The organism is Streptomyces sp. NBC_01306, from assembly GCF_026340465.1.
Taxonomy (GTDB): Bacteria; Actinomycetota; Actinomycetes; order Streptomycetales; family Streptomycetaceae; genus Streptomyces.
Genome location: NZ_JAPEPC010000001.1, coordinates 5,063,028 through 5,079,904 on the forward strand (window position 1 = coordinate 5,063,028; position 16,877 = coordinate 5,079,904).

The window sequence follows — 16,877 nt, forward strand, 5'->3', positions numbered from 1 at the left end:
GGAAGCGGAACCTGCGGGGGTCAGTGGGCCGAGGTGTCGAACACCTCGTCGCGGGTGGTGGCGAGTGCGCTCTCCAGCGCCCCGCGCAGGACGGGCTGTTCGCGTACGGAGCCGAGGACGAGCCGGGGCCGGGACGCGGCCAGTTCGGCCAGCTCGCCCTGGACGAGTTCACGCAGCGGTTCGCCGCCCGCGACGATCAGATCGCCCGAGAGCACCAGGAGTTCGGGGTCGAGCACCGCCACCAGCGAGGCGAGACCGGTGGCCACCGCGGTGGCGAAGACCTCCAGAAGGCGGCGGTACGGTCCCCCGTCGGCCCGCGCGGCCTCGGAGATCAGCGCACTCGCCACCTCGATGTGCGAACCGCTGCCGATCTCCTCGATGCCCAGCTCCCGGGCCAGCCTGGCCAGCGCCTGGGAGCCGGCGAGCTCCTGGAAGCCCCCTGCGTTGACCTTGGTCACCTGGCGTACGAGCGGAGCGCCGGGCACCGGCATGAAGCCGACCTCGCCCGCGCCGCCGGTGAAGCCGCGGTGCAGCCGGCCGCCGAGGACGACGGCGGCGCCGACGCCCTCCTCGTTCCAGAGCAGTACGAAGTCCTCGTGACCGCGGGCGGCCCCCAGCCGCTGTTCGGCGACGGCGGCCAGATTGACGTCGTTCTCGTACTCGACGGGCATCGGCAGGGCGGCCGCCAGCTCGTCGAGCAGGGTGGGGGAGTGCCAGCCGGGCAGATGGGAGGCGTACCGCAGCCGGCCGGTGTTCGGGTCGAAGGCGCCGGGGGTGCCCACCACCACGCGCCGCAGATCGGCCCGCACCAGTCCGGCGGCCTTCGTGGCGCCGTCCAGGGCGTCGGTCACCTGCCGGACCACGCCGGTGCCGCGTCTGCCGGGGGTCGCGAGGCGGAACTCGCCGACGGTGCGTCCGGTGATGTCCGCGACGGCGGCCCGGATGCGCTGCGGGTTCACATCGATCCCGGCGGCGTGGCCGGCCGCGGCGTTGACCGCGTAGAGCTGCGCGCTCGGTCCGGGGCGGCCCTCGCTGGTGCCGGTGGCCACCACAAGACCGGCGGCCTCCAGCCGCGCCAGCAGCTGGGAGGCGGTCGGCTTGGAGAGCCCGGTCAGCTTGCCGATCTTCGTGCGGGAGAGCGGTCCGTGTTCGAGCAGCAGGTCGAGGGCGGCGCGGTCGTTCATCGCCCGCAGCACGCGGGGGGTTCCTGGAGTCGTGCCACCGGCCATGTCGTACGTACCTGCCCCTCGCGCCGCTGTCAGGAGTGCACCGTCGGGAGTGCACGCCGGGAATGCGCTGCCGGAGCGCACTGCCGGGAACGGGAATGCACTGCCGGGAAGCACTGTTAGGAAAGTTTCCAATTCGTTGGAAGGAACGTAGGCCGCAGGTCAGCCGGGCGTCAATGGTCTGTCCCGGTCCGGCAACCAAAGCGTTACCTCGGCACACGAAATGAGCGCCCCGCGTGTCCTGCGGGGCGCTCATGCGTACGGAGAGTGAACAGCGGTGGTGCGGGCTCCGGAAGCCGCCGCCGCTCGGGGCCGCTACTTCGAGAGGTTCTGCGGAGGGATCGGCGACGCGGCGAGCGACTGCGGTGACGTCGGGCTGGCCAGCGCGGACGGGGCCGACATGGCGGCCGACGAGTCGGCCGGCGGCTCCTCCGTGTCGACGGTGACGGGGCCGCCCACGACCAGGATGCCCGCCTCCTCCAGCGCGATCTTGAGCCGCCAGCGCAGCTCCCGCTCCACACCGAGGGCCTTGCCCGGCATGGTCTTGGCGGAGATCCGGATGACCATCGAGTCCAGGAGTACGGAGTCCAGGCCGAGGATCTCGACCGGGCCCCAGAGCTGTTCGTTCCACGGTTCGGACTTGGCCAGGTCCTGCCCGGCCGCGCTGATCACCTCGCGCAGCCGCTCCAGGTTCTCGGTCGGCTTGACCTGGACGTCCACGGCCGCCGTCGCCCAGCCCTGGCTGAGGTTGCCGATCCGCTTGATCTCGCCGTTGCGTACGTACCAGATCGCGCCGTTGTCACCGCGCAGCTTGGTCACCCGCAGTCCGACCTCGATCACCTCGCCGGTCGCGACCCCCGCGTCGATGCTGTCCCCGACGCCGTACTGGTCCTCCATGATCATGAAGACGCCGGAGAGGAAGTCGGTGACCAGATTGCGCGCACCGAATCCGATCGCGACCCCGGCGACCCCGGCGGACGCGAGCAGTGGAGCCAGGTCGATCTTGAGCGTGGAGAGCACCATCAGGGCCGCGGTGCCGAGGATCACGAAGGACGCCACCGAGCGCAGCACCGAACCGATGGCCTCGGACCGCTGGCGACGGCGCTCCTGGTTCACCAGGAGACCGCCGAGAGCGGTGCCTTCAACAGCCGTCGCGCTGCGGTTCATGTGCTCTATCAGCCGGGTCAGCGCCCGCCGGACGAGAGCGCGCAGCACGGTGGCGATGACCAGGATCAGGATGATCCGCAGTCCGATAGAGAGCCACGTGGACCAGTTCTGCTGCACCCAGTCGGCGGCATTCGTCGCGGACTTCTGAGCGTCGTCCAGGGAGTCGGCCGTACCTGGCCGAGAGCTGTCACCCGTCGCTAGTGACCAGGTCACGGCATGCACGGCGTTCACAGCGGAAACCTCCAGGGGAAGCGGGCAGAACCTCCACACTAACGGCGCATCACCGCTACTTCCGACGACCTGTTCGGCGGAGAGACGTATCCCACGCGGGGAACCGGCAGGAACGGCTGGGAACCGCCGACAACCCCTGAAAACCGCCGGGAACAGCGCGCGAACGGTCAGGAACGGCCAGGTGTGGACGAAAACACTCCGAGCCCGTTACCTGACGTTGGTGGCGCTTCCACCAGGCATGAGGAGAGACTGAGGACAGATCGTCCCGGCGCGAGCCACGCGCCGCCGGCGTACAAGGAGGCATCCACCGTGCCGCACGTCCTGGTCCTCAACGCGTCGTACGAGCCGCTCGGCGTCGTACCGCTCCGTCGCGCGCTCGTCCTCGTCCTGGAGAACAAGGCAGTCTCCCTGGAGGAATCCGGCGCCTTCATGCACAGTGCCACCCGCATCGTCCCCGCGCCCAGCGTCGTACGGCTGAAGCGATTCGTACGCGTCCCCTACCGGGGGCCCGTCCCGCTCACCCGCCGGGCACTGTTCGCGCGTGACGGCGGCCGCTGTATGTACTGCGGTGGCGTCGCAACCAGCGTCGACCATGTCATTCCGCGCAGCCGCGGCGGACAGCACCGCTGGGACAACGTGGTGGCCGCGTGCCGCCGCTGCAACCACGTCAAGGCCGACCGGCACCTGCTGGAACTGGGCTGGCGCCTGCGCCACCAGCCCGCCCCGCCGAGCGGCCTGGCCTGGCGCATCATCGGAACCGGACACCGGGACCCGCGCTGGCTGCCGTACCTGCAGCCGTTCGGCGCGGACGACGCCATGGCACGGATCGACGGCGTCTCGGCCTGACGACCCGCGTCACTGGGGGCCCGCCGGGGGCCGCCGGGGGCGGGTCGTGTCAGCCGACGGTGTCCTCCCTGCGGGTGGCCCGGGCGGCGAGCACGGCCGTCCCGGCGAGGGCGTGACGTCGGGGTCGGCGCACCGTCGGGTGAGCCGGGCGTGCAGCCACCCGGCGTGGCGGTCGTAGAGCGCGGCCAGCGCGGCCGGATCGCCCTTGGCCACGGCTCGCAGCAGCGCCGCGTCCCCGGCGTCGTCGTGGTCTCCCCCCAGGGAGCGGAACAGTCTCACGCTCTCCCTATCGCCGCCGCACAGGTCATCGGTTCATCGCCTCATCGATTGATGCGCCCACCGGTTCATCGCCTCACCGGTTGATCGCGTCACCGTTTCATCGCGTCACCGGTTGATCGCGTCAACTTTTTATCGCCTCACCGGTTCATTGCTTCATCGGGTGATCGCCTCATCGCTTTACCCGTCCGCGCCCAGTCGCCGCAGGGGCTGAGCGGGTTTCCGGGTGCGCGCCAGAGTGGTCGGGTGGTGTGCCGAATTGCCCGATCCGGTGGAGGTGTGGACAATTTCGTCTGCGGGGAACGGAATGTGACCCGGCGCACGTTGGTGAGACGAATACGGATGGGGCCGCGCCCGCTGGGTAGGGCTTGAGTCCAACCTCGTCGCCGACCTTACGGAGATTCTCGTGGCCGCTTCAGCGCAGCTTCTGCTCTCGGCCCTGTCCAAACCCGTCCCGGAGACCGTTCCGGAGCTCGTGCCGGACCTGATGCCCGACCCCGACGCGAGCACCAGCTCCATGGAGCTGCCGCTGACGAGCGAGCCCCCGCTCTCCGATGTCGCACCCCTCACCAGCGAACCGCCGCTCGCTGACTTCACCCCGTTGACCAGTGAGCCCACCGCATACGGAACGGCTGCCGGGGTCTGACCGCAGCCTGAACGGGGAGTCCGCATGAGCCTTGCCAGGCTCGCCGCGCTGCATGGAGTCGCCACCAGCTACGCACCGTCCGAGGACGTCACCGTCCCGGTCTCCGACACCACCGTCATCGCTGTGCTCGCCGCGCTCGACATCGACGCGTCGACACCGGAGGCGGTCAGTGCGGCGCTCGCCCGGCACGAGGCGGCCCTGGCGGACCGGCTGCTGCCGCCGACCGTGGTGGCCAGACCCGGTGAGCGCCCCCCGGCCGTACGCGACCTCCCGCCCGGCACCCGGCTGCGGATCGAGACCGAGCAGGGCGGCACCCTCGACAAGTGGCAGGAACTGCCGCTCGGCGTGCACCGATTGCATGCCCAGGCGGCCGACGGGCGCAGTGTGCGGGCCACACTCGTGGTCGCGCCGGAACGCGTGCCGCAGCCGCCGGGCCACAGCCACGGCTTCCTGGTGCAGCTCTACTCCCTGCTGTCCGCACGCTCCTGGGGCATGGGCGACCTCGGCGACCTGGCCGATCTCGCCGCCTGGTCGGGGCGGGTGCACGGCGCCGGATTCGTCCAGGTCAATCCGCTCCATGCGGCAGCGCCCGGAGCGCCCACCGACCCCTCGCCCTACCGGCCGTCGTCGCGGCGCTTCCCGGACCCCGTCCACCTGCGGGTCGAGGCCGTTCCCGAGTACGCGTACGTCGAGGACCGCAGCCATCTCCGCCGGGCCGCCGTGCTGCGGGAGGCGGTGCTCGACCGGGGCGCGCTGATCGACCGCGACGCGGTGTGGGCGCTGAAGAAGGAGGCCCTGGAGCTGGTCTACGAGGTGCCGCTCGGCCCCGGCAGACGCGCCGCCTACGCCGACTACCTCGCCGACCAGGGCCGCCCGCTGGAGGACTACGCCACCTGGTGCGCGCTGGCGGAGGAGCACGGACCCGACTGGCACACCTGGCCCGCGCCGCTCCGCGACCCCCGCTCGCACGGGACGGCCCGCGCCCGCGCCGCACTTCAGCACCGCGTCGACTTCCATATGTGGCTCGCCTGGCTGACCGACGCCCAGCTCGCCGATGCCCAGCGCGCCGCCCGCGAGGCGGGCATGGAGACCGGCCTGGTCCACGACCTCGCCGTCGGGGTGCATCCGGACGGCGCGGACGCCTGGGCCCAGCAGTCCACCTTCGCCGCGGGGATGTCCGTCGGCGCCCCGCCGGACGCCTTCAACGCCCGCGGCCAGGACTGGGGTCTGCCGCCCTGGCGCCCGGACGCGCTCGCCGCGACCGGCTACGCGCCCTACCGAGGGCTGCTCAGAGGCATCCTGCGGAACGCGGGCGCGCTCCGGATCGACCATGTGATGGGGCTCTTCCGGCTCTGGTGGGTACCCGCGGGCGGCGACCCCACCACCGGAACGTATGTCCGTTATGACGCCGACGCGATGCTGGCCGTACTCGCGCTGGAGGCCCACCGCGCGGGCGCGGCCGTCATCGGCGAGGACCTCGGCACGGTCGAGCCGGGCGTCCGTGAATCCCTCTCGCGCCGCGGTGTGCTGGGCACTTCGGTGCTCTGGTTCGAGCGCGACTGGAGCGGCACGGGCCGGCCGCTGCCGCCGGAGATGTGGCGCGAGGAGTGTGTGGCGACGGTCACCACCCACGATCTGCCGTCCACAGCGGCCCGGCTGACCGGTGAACATGTCGAACTCCGCCACCGCCTGGGCCTGCTGACCCGCCCGCTGGGCCAGGAACAGGCCGAGGACAAGGCTGAACTCGCCGAGTGGCTCGGCTTCCTCTCCCGGCTCGGGCTGCTGCCCGAGGGCTCGGGCGACGAGGAGGGGGAGGTCCGCGCGGTCCACCGCTTCCTGCTGCGCACCCCGGCCCGGATGACGGGCATCTGGCTGCCGGACGCGGTGGGGGACCGCAGGCCGCAGAATCTCCCCGGCACCTGGGACGAGTATCCCAACTGGCGGCTGCCGGTCGCCGGGCCGCAGGGCAGGCCCATGACCCTGGAGGAAGTGGCCGCTTCACCCCGTCTACACCGCCTGATGGCTGAGTTCCGGCCGCGTACGGCACCCCCGGGCGCGCAGACCACTTAGCCGTTCGCTACGTTTGGTCCGTGGACAAGAAGAACGCCCTGCGCGCCGGAGCCGTAGCAGCCGGTACGACGCTGATGATGCTGCTCATGTCGTCCCCCGCGCTCGCGCTGACCCGCGACGACGGCGACGACCCCGGTCCGGGCCTGAGTGTCTTCGACACGATCGGCCTCTTTGTGATCACACCTCTCGTGCTGTTCGGGATCATTGCCGGACTGGTGATGGTCCTCGACAAGTCCCGTAAGAAGGCCTGAACAAGAAGATCTGAGCAAGAGGGCCTCACACCCGCCCTCTTGACCCGATGTGCCGCGGAGCCGCCCGACCGGTCCCGCGGCACCTCTGCGTTCCGCCCCGGATCTTCCGGGCCCGGTGAGGTGACCCGCGGGGGATAGGTTGCGGGCATGACCGAGTGGGACATCCGGAAGCTCCAGATCCTCCGCACCCTGAGCGAGCGCGGCACCGTCACGGCCACCGCCGAGGTGCTCAGGATGACCCCGTCGGCCGTCTCCCAGCAGCTCTCCAACCTGGCGAAGCAGCTCGGCGTACCACTGCTCGTGGCGCACGGCAGACGGGTCAGGCTCACCGACGCCGCCCATCTGGTGCTCCGGCACGCCGAGGCGGTCTTCGCCCAGCTGGAGCGCGCGGACGCCGAGTTGGCCGGCTACCTCCAGGGGGAGGCGGGCGAGGTCCGGGTGGGCGCCTTCTCCACCGCGGTTCCCGCCCTGGTGGTCCCCGCGGTGGCCGCGCTGCGCCGCAGCCACCCCGCCGTCGAGGTCCGCATCCGGGAGGCGGAGGCGGCCGAGGCGTACGAGCTGCTCTCGGGCGGCGACGTCGACCTGGCGATCTCTCTCGCGGCCCACGCCCCGACCGCCCGCGACCCGCGCTTCACGCGGGTACCGCTGCTCGCCGACCCGCTCGACGTGGCGCTGCCCGCCGGGCACCCGCTGGCCGCGGCCGAGGGGCTGCGGCTCGCGGACCTCTCCGGTGAGGCGTGGATCTTCGGCGGCAGCGGCCCCTGGTCGGAGATCACCACGGCGGCCTGCGAGGCCGCCGGATTCGTCCCCGAGCAGGCGCACAGCGCGGCCGGCTGGACGGCGATCCTGGCCATGGTGGAGGCGGAGATGGGGGTCGCGCTGGTGCCCAGGATGGCGGTGGGCGGCGAGCGCCGCAGCGGGGTGGTGACCCGGGTGCTCAGCGCCGACCAGCCGCAGCGCCATGTGATCGCCGCGGTGCGGCGCGGGGCCGAGGAGGGTGCCGCGGTCGGCCGGGTGCTGGACGCGCTGCGCGAGGTCGCGGACGGGCAGGGCGGCCACCCGTAGCATTGTTCAGATCCACTGAATGGATTCTGTGGAAACTTTCGATGGACGTGATCGTTGGTTCTGGGTGACAGTCGGAGCATGACTTCCACCGATGCAGCGAGCTCCCAGGATCCCCACGCCAACGACGCGGCCCCCTACGGCGGCGGCGACCCGTACGCCGACTACCGCTCGGGGGACCACGCCTTCACCGAGCTGGTCGACCTGGCTGACCGCCGCCTCGGTGCGGGTGTCGTCGCCGCCAACGACGAGTTCTTCGCCGAGCGCGAGAACCTGCTCGTCCGCGAGCGCGCCGTCTTCGACCCCGAGCACTTCGGTCACAAGGGCAAGATCATGGACGGCTGGGAGACCCGCCGCCGGCGCGGTGCGTCCGCCGAGACGCCCTTCCCGACCCCGGACGACCACGACTGGGCGCTCGTCCGCCTCGGCGCCCCCGGCGTCATCCGCGGGATCATCGTCGACACCGCCCACTTCCGCGGCAACTACCCGCAGCAGATATCGATCCAGGGCGCCACGGTGGAAGGCTCCCCGAGCCCCGATGAGCTGCTCGCCGACGACGTGAAGTGGGAGGAGATCGTCCCGCGCTCCCCCGTGCTCGGCCACGCGGCCAACGCCTTCGAGATCACCGGCGAGCGCGTCTACACCCACGTCCGGCTCTGCCAGCACCCCGACGGCGGTGTCGCCCGCCTCCGCGTGCACGGCGAGGTCGTGCCCGACCCCGAGTGGCTCGACCTGCTCTCCACGGTCGACCTGGTCTCGGTGCTCAACGGCGCCGCCTACGAGGACGCGTCGGACCGTTTCTACTCCTCGCCGACCCAGATCATCCTGCCCGGCACCTCCCGCAAGATGGACGACGGCTGGGAGAACCGCCGTCGCCGCGTCCGCGACACCAACGACTGGGTACGGTTCCGGCTGGCCGCCCAGGGTGCCGTACGTGCCGTGGAGATCGACACCGCCTACCTCAAGGGCAACGCCGCCGGCTGGATCGCGCTGAGCGGCCGCGACGGCGAGTCGGGCGAGTGGTTCGAGATCATCCCGCGGACCAAGCTGCAGCCCGACACCCTGCACCGCTTCAAGCTGCCGTCCGAGGCGGTCGTCACCCACGTACGCCTGGACACCTTCCCGGACGGCGGGGTGGCGCGGATGCGCCTGCACGGCACCTTCACCGAGGCGGGCACTGCGGAGCTGCGCCGCCGCTACAACGCGTCCTGACCCTCGCGCACCGCTGACACCTCTGTCCGGAGGCCGGGGGGAAACCCGCACAGAGGAAGGGGCGGGTGGCTGAGGTCCTGCCGGACCCCGACCACCCGCCCCGCACTCATTCCCGGGCGCGCGCCACGGCTCTACGCGCGCGCCACGGCTCTACGCGCGCCCCACAGCCCTATGCGCACACAGCGTTATGCGCACACAGCTTTATGCGCACACAGCCTTACGCGCGCGCCGCGGCCGCGTCCGCAGCCTGGGCCCGCAGGGCCCGCTCCACGCCCGAGCGCGACTCGGACACCAGCCGGCGCAGCGCGGCGTTCGGCCCGGCGGACTCCAGCCAGGCGTCCGTCGCGTCCAGCGTCTCCTGCGACACCTGGAGCGCCGGGTAGAGCCCGATCGCGACCTGCTGGGCCATCTCGTGGCTGCGGGACTCCCAGACGTCCTTGACCGCCGCGAAGTACTTCTCCGTGTACGGGGCGAGCACCTCGCGCTGGTCGGTCTGGACGAAGCCGCCGATGACCGCTTCCTGGACGGCGTTGGGGAGCTGGTCGGACTCCACGACCGACGCCCACGCCTCCGCCTTGGCGGCCTCCGTCGGACGCGCGGCACGGGCGCTCGCCGCGTGCCGCTCACCCGCGGACGTCCGGTCGCGCTGCAGCTCGGCCGCGATCTCCTCCTCGTCGAACCGGCCGACCGCGGCCAGCCGGTGCACGAACGCCCAGCGCAGCTCGGTGTCGACGGCCAGACCCTCGATCGTCTCCTCGCCTTCGAGCAGCCCGTTCAGCAGATCGAGCTGGAGCGGCGTACGGGCCGTCGCGGCGAACGCACGGGCCCACGCCAGCTGGTGGTCGCTGCCCGCGTCGGCGGAACGCAGATGTGCCAGCGTCGCGTCCGTCCACTGGGTCAGACCGGCCTCGCGCCAGGCGGGGTCCGCGTACATGTCGAGTGCCAGCTTCACCTGGCGGTGCAGCGACTGGACGACGCCGATGTCCGACTCCTTGGAGATCCCGGACAGGACGAGCGCCAGGTAGTCGCGGGTGGCCAGCTCGCCGTCGCGGGTCATGTCCCAGGCGGACGCCCAGGACAGGGCGCGCGGCAGCGACTCGGCGAAGTCGCCCAGGTGCTCGGTGACGACGCGCAGCGACTCCTCGTCGAGGCGCACCTTCGCGTACGAGAGGTCGTCGTCGTTGAGCAGGATCACCGCGGGGCGCGGGGTGTCCTGCGGGAACGGCACCTCGGTGCGCTCGCCCTCGACGTCCAGCTCGATCCGGTTCGTACGGACGAGCTTGCCGTCCTCGTCCAGGTCGTAGCAGCCGATGGCGATGCGGTGCGGGCGCAGCGTCGGCTCGCCCTTGGCACCAGCGGGCAGCTCGGGCGCCTCCTGCCGTACGGCGAAGGAGGTGATGTGGCCGGCGCCGTCGACCTCGATCTCCGGGCGCAGGATGTTGATCCCGGCGGTCTCCAGCCACGCCGTCGACCAGGCCTTCAGATCGCGCCCCGAGGTCTTCTCCAGCGCGCCGAGCAGGTCCGCGAGGCGGGTGTTGCCGAAGGCGTGCTCCTTGAAGTACGCCTGCACGCCCTGGAAGAACTCGTCCATGCCGACATAGGCGACGAGCTGCTTGAGCACCGATGCGCCCTTGGCGTACGTGATCCCGTCGAAGTTGACCAGCACGTCGTCCAGGTCGGTGATGTCGGCCATGATCGGGTGCGTGGACGGCAGCTGGTCCTGGCGGTAGGCCCAGGTCTTCATGGAGTTGGCGAACGTCGTCCACGACTGCGGCCACTGGGAACCGTCCGCGTACGCCTGGCACGCGATCGAGGTGTACGTGGCGAACGACTCGTTCAGCCAGAGGTCGTTCCACCACTCCATCGTGACCAGGTCGCCGAACCACATGTGCGCCAGCTCGTGCAGGATGGTCTCGGCGCGTGTCTCGTACGCGGCGTCGGTGACCTTGGAGCGGAAGACGTACTGGTCGCGAATGGTCACCGCGCCCGCGTTCTCCATGGCGCCCGCGTTGAACTCCGGCACGAAGAGCTGGTCGTACTTGGCGAACGGGTACGCGTAGTCGAACTTCTCCTGGAACCAGTCGAAGCCCTGCCGGGTGACGTCGAAGATCGCGTCCGAGTCGAGGAACTCGGCCAGCGAGGGACGGCAGTAGATCCCGAGCGGGACGGACACGCCGTCCTTCTCGTAGCTGCTGTGCACCGAGTGGTACGGGCCGACGATGAGCGCCGTGATGTACGTCGAGATGCGCGGCGTCGCCTCGAACTCCCAGACGTGGTCACGCGGTTCGGGCGTCGGCGAGTTGGAGATCACGGTCCAGCCCTCGGGGGCCTTCACGGTGAACTGGAAGGTCGCCTTCAGGTCCGGCTGCTCGAAGTTGGGGAAGACCCGCCGTGCGTCGGCGACCTCGAACTGGGTGTACAGGTACGCCTGGTCGTCGACCGGGTCGACGAAGCGGTGCAGGCCCTCACCGGTGTTGGTGTACGCGCAGTCAGCGACGACCCGCAGCTCGTTCTCGCCGGCGAGCAGCCCGGAGAGCGCGATGCGCGAGTCCTTGAAGACGGCGGCGGTGTCCAGCGGCGTGCCGTTCAGGACGGCCTCGTGCACGGTCGGCGCGATGAGGTCGATGAAGGTCTCGGCCCCGGCCTCGGCGCTCCGGAAGCGCACGGTGGTCACGGACCGGTAGGTGCCTCCCTCCTGAGCGCCGCTGAGGTCGAGGTCGATCCCGTACGAGTCAACGGTGAGGAGGCTCGCGCGCTGCCGTGCCTCTTCGCGGGTCAGATTTGTGCCGGGCACCCGGGTCATCTCCTCGGTATGTGACGTTTCCGCTCATCCTTCCACGCCTTGCGCCATCCGAGTGGGCCGGAGGGGACGGGCCCGGTCCCGCGAGGCCGCGGAAGGGACGGCGGAGGGGCGGAACAGCGGAGCGCACAGCCCCGGCCGTGGGGCTGTGCGCTCGCTGTGGGGCTTGTGCCGCCCCGAAAAGTGCTGCGGTGGGCTCAGGCGCTGAGCTCCGCCGCCACCAGCTCGGCGATCTGGACGGCGTTCAGCGCGGCGCCCTTGCGGAGGTTGTCGTTCGAGACGAAGAGGGCCAGGCCGTTCTCCACGGTCTCGTCGTTGCGGATGCGGCCCACGTACGACGGGTCCGTACCGGCGGCCTGGAGGGGGGTCGGGATCTCGGAGATCTCCACGCCCGGCGCCGCCTTCAGCAGCTCGTAGGCGCGCTCCACCGTGAGGGGGCGGGCGAAGCGGGCGTTGATCTGGAGGGAGTGGCCGGAGAAGACCGGGACCCGGACGCAGGTGCCGGAGACCTTCAGCCCGGGGATCTCCAGGATCTTGCGGGACTCGTTGCGGAGCTTCTGCTCCTCGTCCGTCTCGTACGAGCCGTCGTCGACGATCGAGCCGGCCAGCGGCAGCACGTTGAAGGCGATCGGGCGCTTGTAGACGCCGGGCTCCGGGAAGTCCACCGCGCCGCCGTCGTGGGTCAGCCGGTCGGCGTCGGGGACGACCTTGGCCGCCTGGTCGTGCAGCTCGGCGACACCGGCCACACCCGAGCCGGAGACGGCCTGGTAGGTGGCGACGATCAGCGCTTCGAGACCGGCCTCGTCGTGCAGCGGGCGCAGCACCGGCATCGCGGCCATCGTCGTGCAGTTCGGGTTGGCGATGATGCCCTTGGGGCGGTCGGCGATGGCGTGCGGGTTGACCTCGGAGACGACCAGCGGGACCTCGGGGTCGCCGCGCCAGGCGGAGGAGTTGTCGATCACGACGGGCCCCTGCGCGGCGACCTTCTCCGCGAGCGCCCTGGAGGTGGCGCCGCCGGCCGAGAAGAGCACGATGTCCAGGCCGGAGTAGTCGGCCGTGGCCGCGTCCTCGACGGTGACGCCCTTGCTCTGCCAGGCGAGGGTGGTGCCCGCGGAGCGCACGGAGGCGAACAGCCGCAGCTCGTCGACCGGGAACTCCCGCTCAGCGAGGATCTTGCGCATGACTGTGCCGACCTGACCGGTGGCTCCGACGATTCCGACCCTCACGGTGACTCCTCCGTACTCACTGCGCACCTGCTGCGCTTCGTTGCTGGCCATGGTGCGGCCACGGCTGGCCGCACCATCATGCGTACGACTGGCGGCGCCTTGTCCAATCCATTGTCCGGGGAACGGACAGCGGGGCGGGCGCCGATTCTGGCGCCTGCCCCGCTCCCCTGATGTTCACACCTTATTCCGCACGGTTACGGCGTTTCACACAGTTACGGTGTGACCTTCGCGATCCGGACGCTGCCGGTGCCCGCGACCGTGCCACGGGCGTTCAGCAGCTGCACCTGGCCGAAGAGCTCACGTCCGGCGGGCGCAGGTCCCGCGGCGACGATCCGGGCACCGAGCTTCGCCGATGCCCCGGTGGCGAGCTTCACAGCCTTCGACGCGTCGACCTCGACCGAGCCGAGCGACGGCGCGAAGTACACATCGCGGTAGCCGTACGTCGTCGACCCGGCAGGTACCGCGTAGGCGTCCACCTCGACGGTGTACGTACCGGCGGCCGGCTTCACCAGGCTGACCGACTCGTCGGAGCCGCCGGTCGCGGACGAGCCGACCTGGGCGGCGCCCCGGTAGACGTAGAGATCCAGGTCGGCCCCGGTGTCCGAGGTCCCGCCGATGGACACGTCGAACCGGTCGACGCCCTCGGGGACGGTGACCGTGGTGGTCCTGCTCTCACCCTCCTCGATCGTCGGCGTCGCATCGAAGGACGAGCCGAGCGGGCCGCCCTTCAGCGTGCCGTCGATGGCGGCGAAGCCGTTGCGGACCGTCCAGTCGACCGGGGCCGCAGTGCCCGCCTCGGCCTCGGGGAGGGTCTGCACGGCCGGGTCGAAGGCGGCGCCGAGCAGCGCCACATCCAGCTTGTACGGGTTGTCGAGGTAGGGCGAGGTACGGCGGGCCTCGACCTCGATCTCCCAGACGCCCGGTGCCGGGTCCGGGTAGGAGCGCAGCTCCGGACGGCAGGTGTTGGCCGGGTTGTCGTAGTTCGGGTAGCAGCTGGGCGTCCCGGTGTCGTCCACCGGAACCCCGTACGGGTGGATCGAGATGAACCGGGTCTGGCTGCCCGACCGCAGCGCGCTCATCCCGACCTCAAGGGCCTTGGCGCCCTCCGGCACCGTCAGGAAGTACGACGTGGTGCTGTTGCGCTGCACCGAGCCGGAGTGCTTGACGGTGTACGAGGGCTTGGCGAGCGGCTCCGAGACGACCACGGTGGCCATGATCTGCTGGTCGGTGCCCACCGTCCTCGGGTCGTCGAGCTGGAGGATGGCGCTGTGCACCCCGGCCGAGGCCGGTTTCGCCCGGACGGTCACGGTCACCGCCCTGCCCAGCGGCAGGGACACCTGTGCCGGTCCTGCGAGCGAGAAGGTGCCGTCGTTGTTCCGGAAGGTCAGCCGGTGCGTGACGGGCCGGTCGGGCCCGGTGGTCCGCACGACCGTCACCTTGTACGTCTTCTGCTGCCCGGCCTTCAGACCGCCCTCGCGGTCGTAGATGCCGGTGCCGCGGCCCGGGGTCTTCAGGGCGTCGTCGATCGCGGTGTCGACCGGAGCCTGGACCGTGTACTCGTGCGCGGCGCCCTGCTTCGAGTCCGCGCCCTTCCTGATGGTCTTCCAGGCCCCGACGATGTTGATCAGGCCCGCGCCCTCGGCGTGCGCGGGGACGCCCTTGATGTGGGTGGCGGTGCTGGTGAGGGCGGTGCGCAGATCGGCCGGGGGCAGCTCGATGTGCTGCTGCTTCGCGGCCGAGAGGAGCAGTGCGCTCGCGCCGGCGGCCTGCGGGGCCGCCATCGAGGTGCCCTGGAGCATCGAGTACCCGGCGGGCAGCGAGTAGCCCGCCTCCTTCACCGGAGCGCCGGGCAGCCAGGTCTGGGTGGAGTTGATGGCGGCGCCGGGCGCGGAGAGCGTCGGAGTGAAGCCGCCGTCCTCCCGCGGGCCGCGTGAGGAGAACGGCATCATGTCGTTCTTCTTCGTCACGCCGGAGCCGTAGTCGGCGGCCCAGGTCTCCTTGGAGATGGTCGCGCCGACGGAGATCACGTGGTCGGCCAGGCCGGGGTCGCCGATGGTGTTGAGGCCGGGGCCCTCGTTGCCCGCCGAGATGACGAGCTGGACGCCGTAGGTGTCGATGAGGCGCTTGTAGAGCTCGTCCCGTGCGTTGTTGCCGTCGTTGAGCGGGGGCAGCCCGCCGATCGACATGTTCACGATGTCCACGCCGCGGTTGACGACGAGGTCCATCATCCCTTCGGTGAGGGCGACGTTGGTGCAGCCGCCGCTCCAGGTGCAGGCACGCGACGAGACGATCCTGGCGCCCGGCGCCGCACCGTTCATCGCGCCGCCGAACAGGCCGTTCGCCGCGGTGATGCCCGCGACATGGGTGGCGTGCTCGCCCTGGATGACACCGATGTTGACGTAGTCGGACGTGTCGCCCGCCGCGTTGTAGACGACGTTCTTCCGGTCCTCGACCACGAAGGGGACCCGCTCGGCGACCTCCGTCCTCGGGTCGTCCTTGCCGAAGTAGCCGATCTGGAACTTGTCCTTGTACGGCTTCATCGCGACGTCGTCGGTGAAGTCACCGTTACCGTTCAGATCCACCCGTACGGTCCCGGCGGCCGGGTCGTAGAGCACGCCCCACACGTCGGTGGTGTCGCCGTCCCGGTTGAGGTCGCCCGCCTCGTCGCCGCCGGTGGTGACCTTCTCGGCGAAGGTCTGGAAGCGGTACGAACCGGCCGGGGCCCGCCAGGTGCGGCCCGCCGCGGTGAAGGCCGGGCCCGTCACGGCGCTGTTCATCCGCAGCCAGGTGCCGTCGCCGTCGGACACCGGGTCCGTCGCGGTCACCCAGTCGACGATCTTCCGCTCGCCGGTGCTGGTCTTCCGCAGCGCCGGGTGGCCCAGGTCGACACCGGAGTCGAGGATGCCGATGGTCACGCCCCGGCCGTCGGACTTCGGGTGCTGTTTCACGAAGTCCACGGCGCCCGTCTCGAAGGACGGGTTGTACGGGTTCCTGGCCGGGGTCTTCCGGCCCGGAGCGGAGTACGGTCCGGCCGACGCACTGGACTTGGCGCCCTTCGCGGTGTCACCGGCCGGGGTCGGGTCGTCCAGCTGGATCTCCTGCTTGAGGTCGATCCCGTGGACGGATGAGAGCTTCCCGGCCGCCGCGATGGCCGAACCCGCCCTGGGAGTCGGCAGGGTGGCCCTCACGTACCCCAGCTTGTCGTCGGTCCTGCCGACGACCGCGCCGGGAACGGCGTCGAACTGCTTGCGGACCTGGGCGGTGGCGCCCGGGGCGGTGGCCACCATGACGGTCACGGACTTCGTACCGTCCTGCTCGGCCCGGCCGAGCAGCTGTGCGTCGGACGCGCCGAGCTTGGCGGAGGCCGGCCCGGTGGGCTTCGCGGCCTTCACGCCGGCGGGCGCGGGACCGTCCTGACCCGCGGCGGCGACCGCGGGTGCGACTCCGGCCGCGGCGAGGGCGAGGACCACGCCCGCGGCGGCGGCGACCCGGGCCGTGCGTCTCGCCCGGGTTATGGAGCTGGGGAATTCGAGGCTCATCTACATCCCTGTATGTGGAAGAAAAGGTCCGGAATCCGGAGCTTGATGACCGGAGCTTTACCTAAATGACCCTCTCTTGGGGAGAGTTGTCCGCCGGGTGGCCACTCCTTGGCGGTCTTCCGCCATACGCCACCCCGGTCATAGCGGCATGAGGCAGGGCAACTCCGGCCCACCGGGGCGCGAGGCGGCCCTGACGGACAGATGCAGGCCGGGACCGCCGGGCCGATGTGCCCCGATGCCGGGCGCTCCGACGGCAGCGGGTGATCCCTGTGCGGTGATCGGTGTTGCCTGTTGCGGCCTCGTTCACGCACAGGTCATGCCCGCT

11 protein-coding genes and 1 pseudogene are annotated in these 16,877 nt (G+C 71.1%); 6 read left to right on the top strand and 6 right to left on the bottom strand.

The window, feature by feature from the left end:
• Positions 1-20 precede the first annotated feature (20 nt).
• Both OG385_RS22275 and OG385_RS22280 read right to left on the bottom strand, forming a co-directional pair.
• Entirely contained in the window at positions 21-1,229 is a 1,209-nt protein-coding gene (locus OG385_RS22275; RefSeq protein ID WP_266856974.1) for an ROK family transcriptional regulator, read from the bottom strand.
• Between the two features lie 312 nt (positions 1,230-1,541).
• Positions 1,542-2,615, bottom strand: coding sequence for a mechanosensitive ion channel family protein (locus tag OG385_RS22280; RefSeq protein WP_266861074.1), 1,074 nt, complete (start codon positions 2,613-2,615; stop codon positions 1,542-1,544).
• Positions 2,616-2,933: 318 nt separating this feature from the next.
• On the opposite strand from OG385_RS22280, the gene OG385_RS22285 reads away from it, so the two are divergent.
• On the top strand, positions 2,934-3,470 hold the full coding sequence (locus tag OG385_RS22285) for an HNH endonuclease (protein WP_266856976.1): 537 nt from the start codon (positions 2,934-2,936) through the stop codon (positions 3,468-3,470).
• A 117-nt stretch (positions 3,471-3,587) separates the two neighbouring features.
• Here OG385_RS22285 and OG385_RS22290 read toward each other — a convergent pair.
• A pseudogene (locus OG385_RS22290) lies at positions 3,588-3,749 on the bottom strand (RNA polymerase subunit sigma-24); the annotation flags it as partial.
• A 403-nt stretch (positions 3,750-4,152) separates the two neighbouring features.
• Here OG385_RS22290 and OG385_RS22295 point away from each other — a divergent pair.
• The 5 genes from OG385_RS22295 (at position 4,153) to alc (ending at position 8,987) form a co-directional block, all read left to right on the top strand.
• The gene (locus OG385_RS22295) at positions 4,153-4,392 is read left to right on the top strand and encodes a hypothetical protein (protein ID WP_266856978.1); all 240 of its coding nucleotides are present in this window, start codon (positions 4,153-4,155) and stop codon (positions 4,390-4,392) included.
• A gap of 24 nt (positions 4,393-4,416) precedes the next feature.
• Entirely contained in the window at positions 4,417-6,462 is a 2,046-nt protein-coding gene (gene malQ / locus OG385_RS22300) for a 4-alpha-glucanotransferase (protein WP_266856980.1), read from the top strand.
• 20 nt (positions 6,463-6,482) lie between these two features.
• Entirely contained in the window at positions 6,483-6,713 is a 231-nt protein-coding gene (locus tag OG385_RS22305) for a hypothetical protein (RefSeq protein ID WP_266856982.1), read from the top strand.
• Between the two features lie 147 nt (positions 6,714-6,860).
• Positions 6,861-7,778, top strand: a complete 918-nt coding sequence (locus OG385_RS22310; RefSeq protein ID WP_266856984.1) for a LysR family transcriptional regulator — start codon at positions 6,861-6,863, stop codon at positions 7,776-7,778.
• Positions 7,779-7,856: 78 nt separating this feature from the next.
• Entirely contained in the window at positions 7,857-8,987 is a 1,131-nt protein-coding gene (alc, locus tag OG385_RS22315) for an allantoicase (RefSeq protein ID WP_266856986.1), read from the top strand.
• Positions 8,988-9,204: 217 nt separating this feature from the next.
• Here alc and pepN read toward each other — a convergent pair whose 3' ends face one another.
• From pepN to OG385_RS22330, 3 genes are all read right to left on the bottom strand, one after another.
• Positions 9,205-11,781 (bottom strand): aminopeptidase N, encoded by a 2,577-nt coding sequence (gene pepN, locus OG385_RS22320; protein ID WP_266856988.1) that lies wholly within the window; start codon positions 11,779-11,781, stop codon positions 9,205-9,207.
• A gap of 203 nt (positions 11,782-11,984) precedes the next feature.
• Positions 11,985-13,013 (bottom strand): aspartate-semialdehyde dehydrogenase, encoded by a 1,029-nt coding sequence (locus OG385_RS22325; RefSeq protein WP_266856990.1) that lies wholly within the window; start codon positions 13,011-13,013, stop codon positions 11,985-11,987.
• Between the two features lie 212 nt (positions 13,014-13,225).
• The gene (locus tag OG385_RS22330) at positions 13,226-16,552 is read right to left on the bottom strand and encodes a S8 family serine peptidase (protein WP_266856992.1); all 3,327 of its coding nucleotides are present in this window, start codon (positions 16,550-16,552) and stop codon (positions 13,226-13,228) included.
• Positions 16,553-16,877 lie beyond the last annotated feature (325 nt).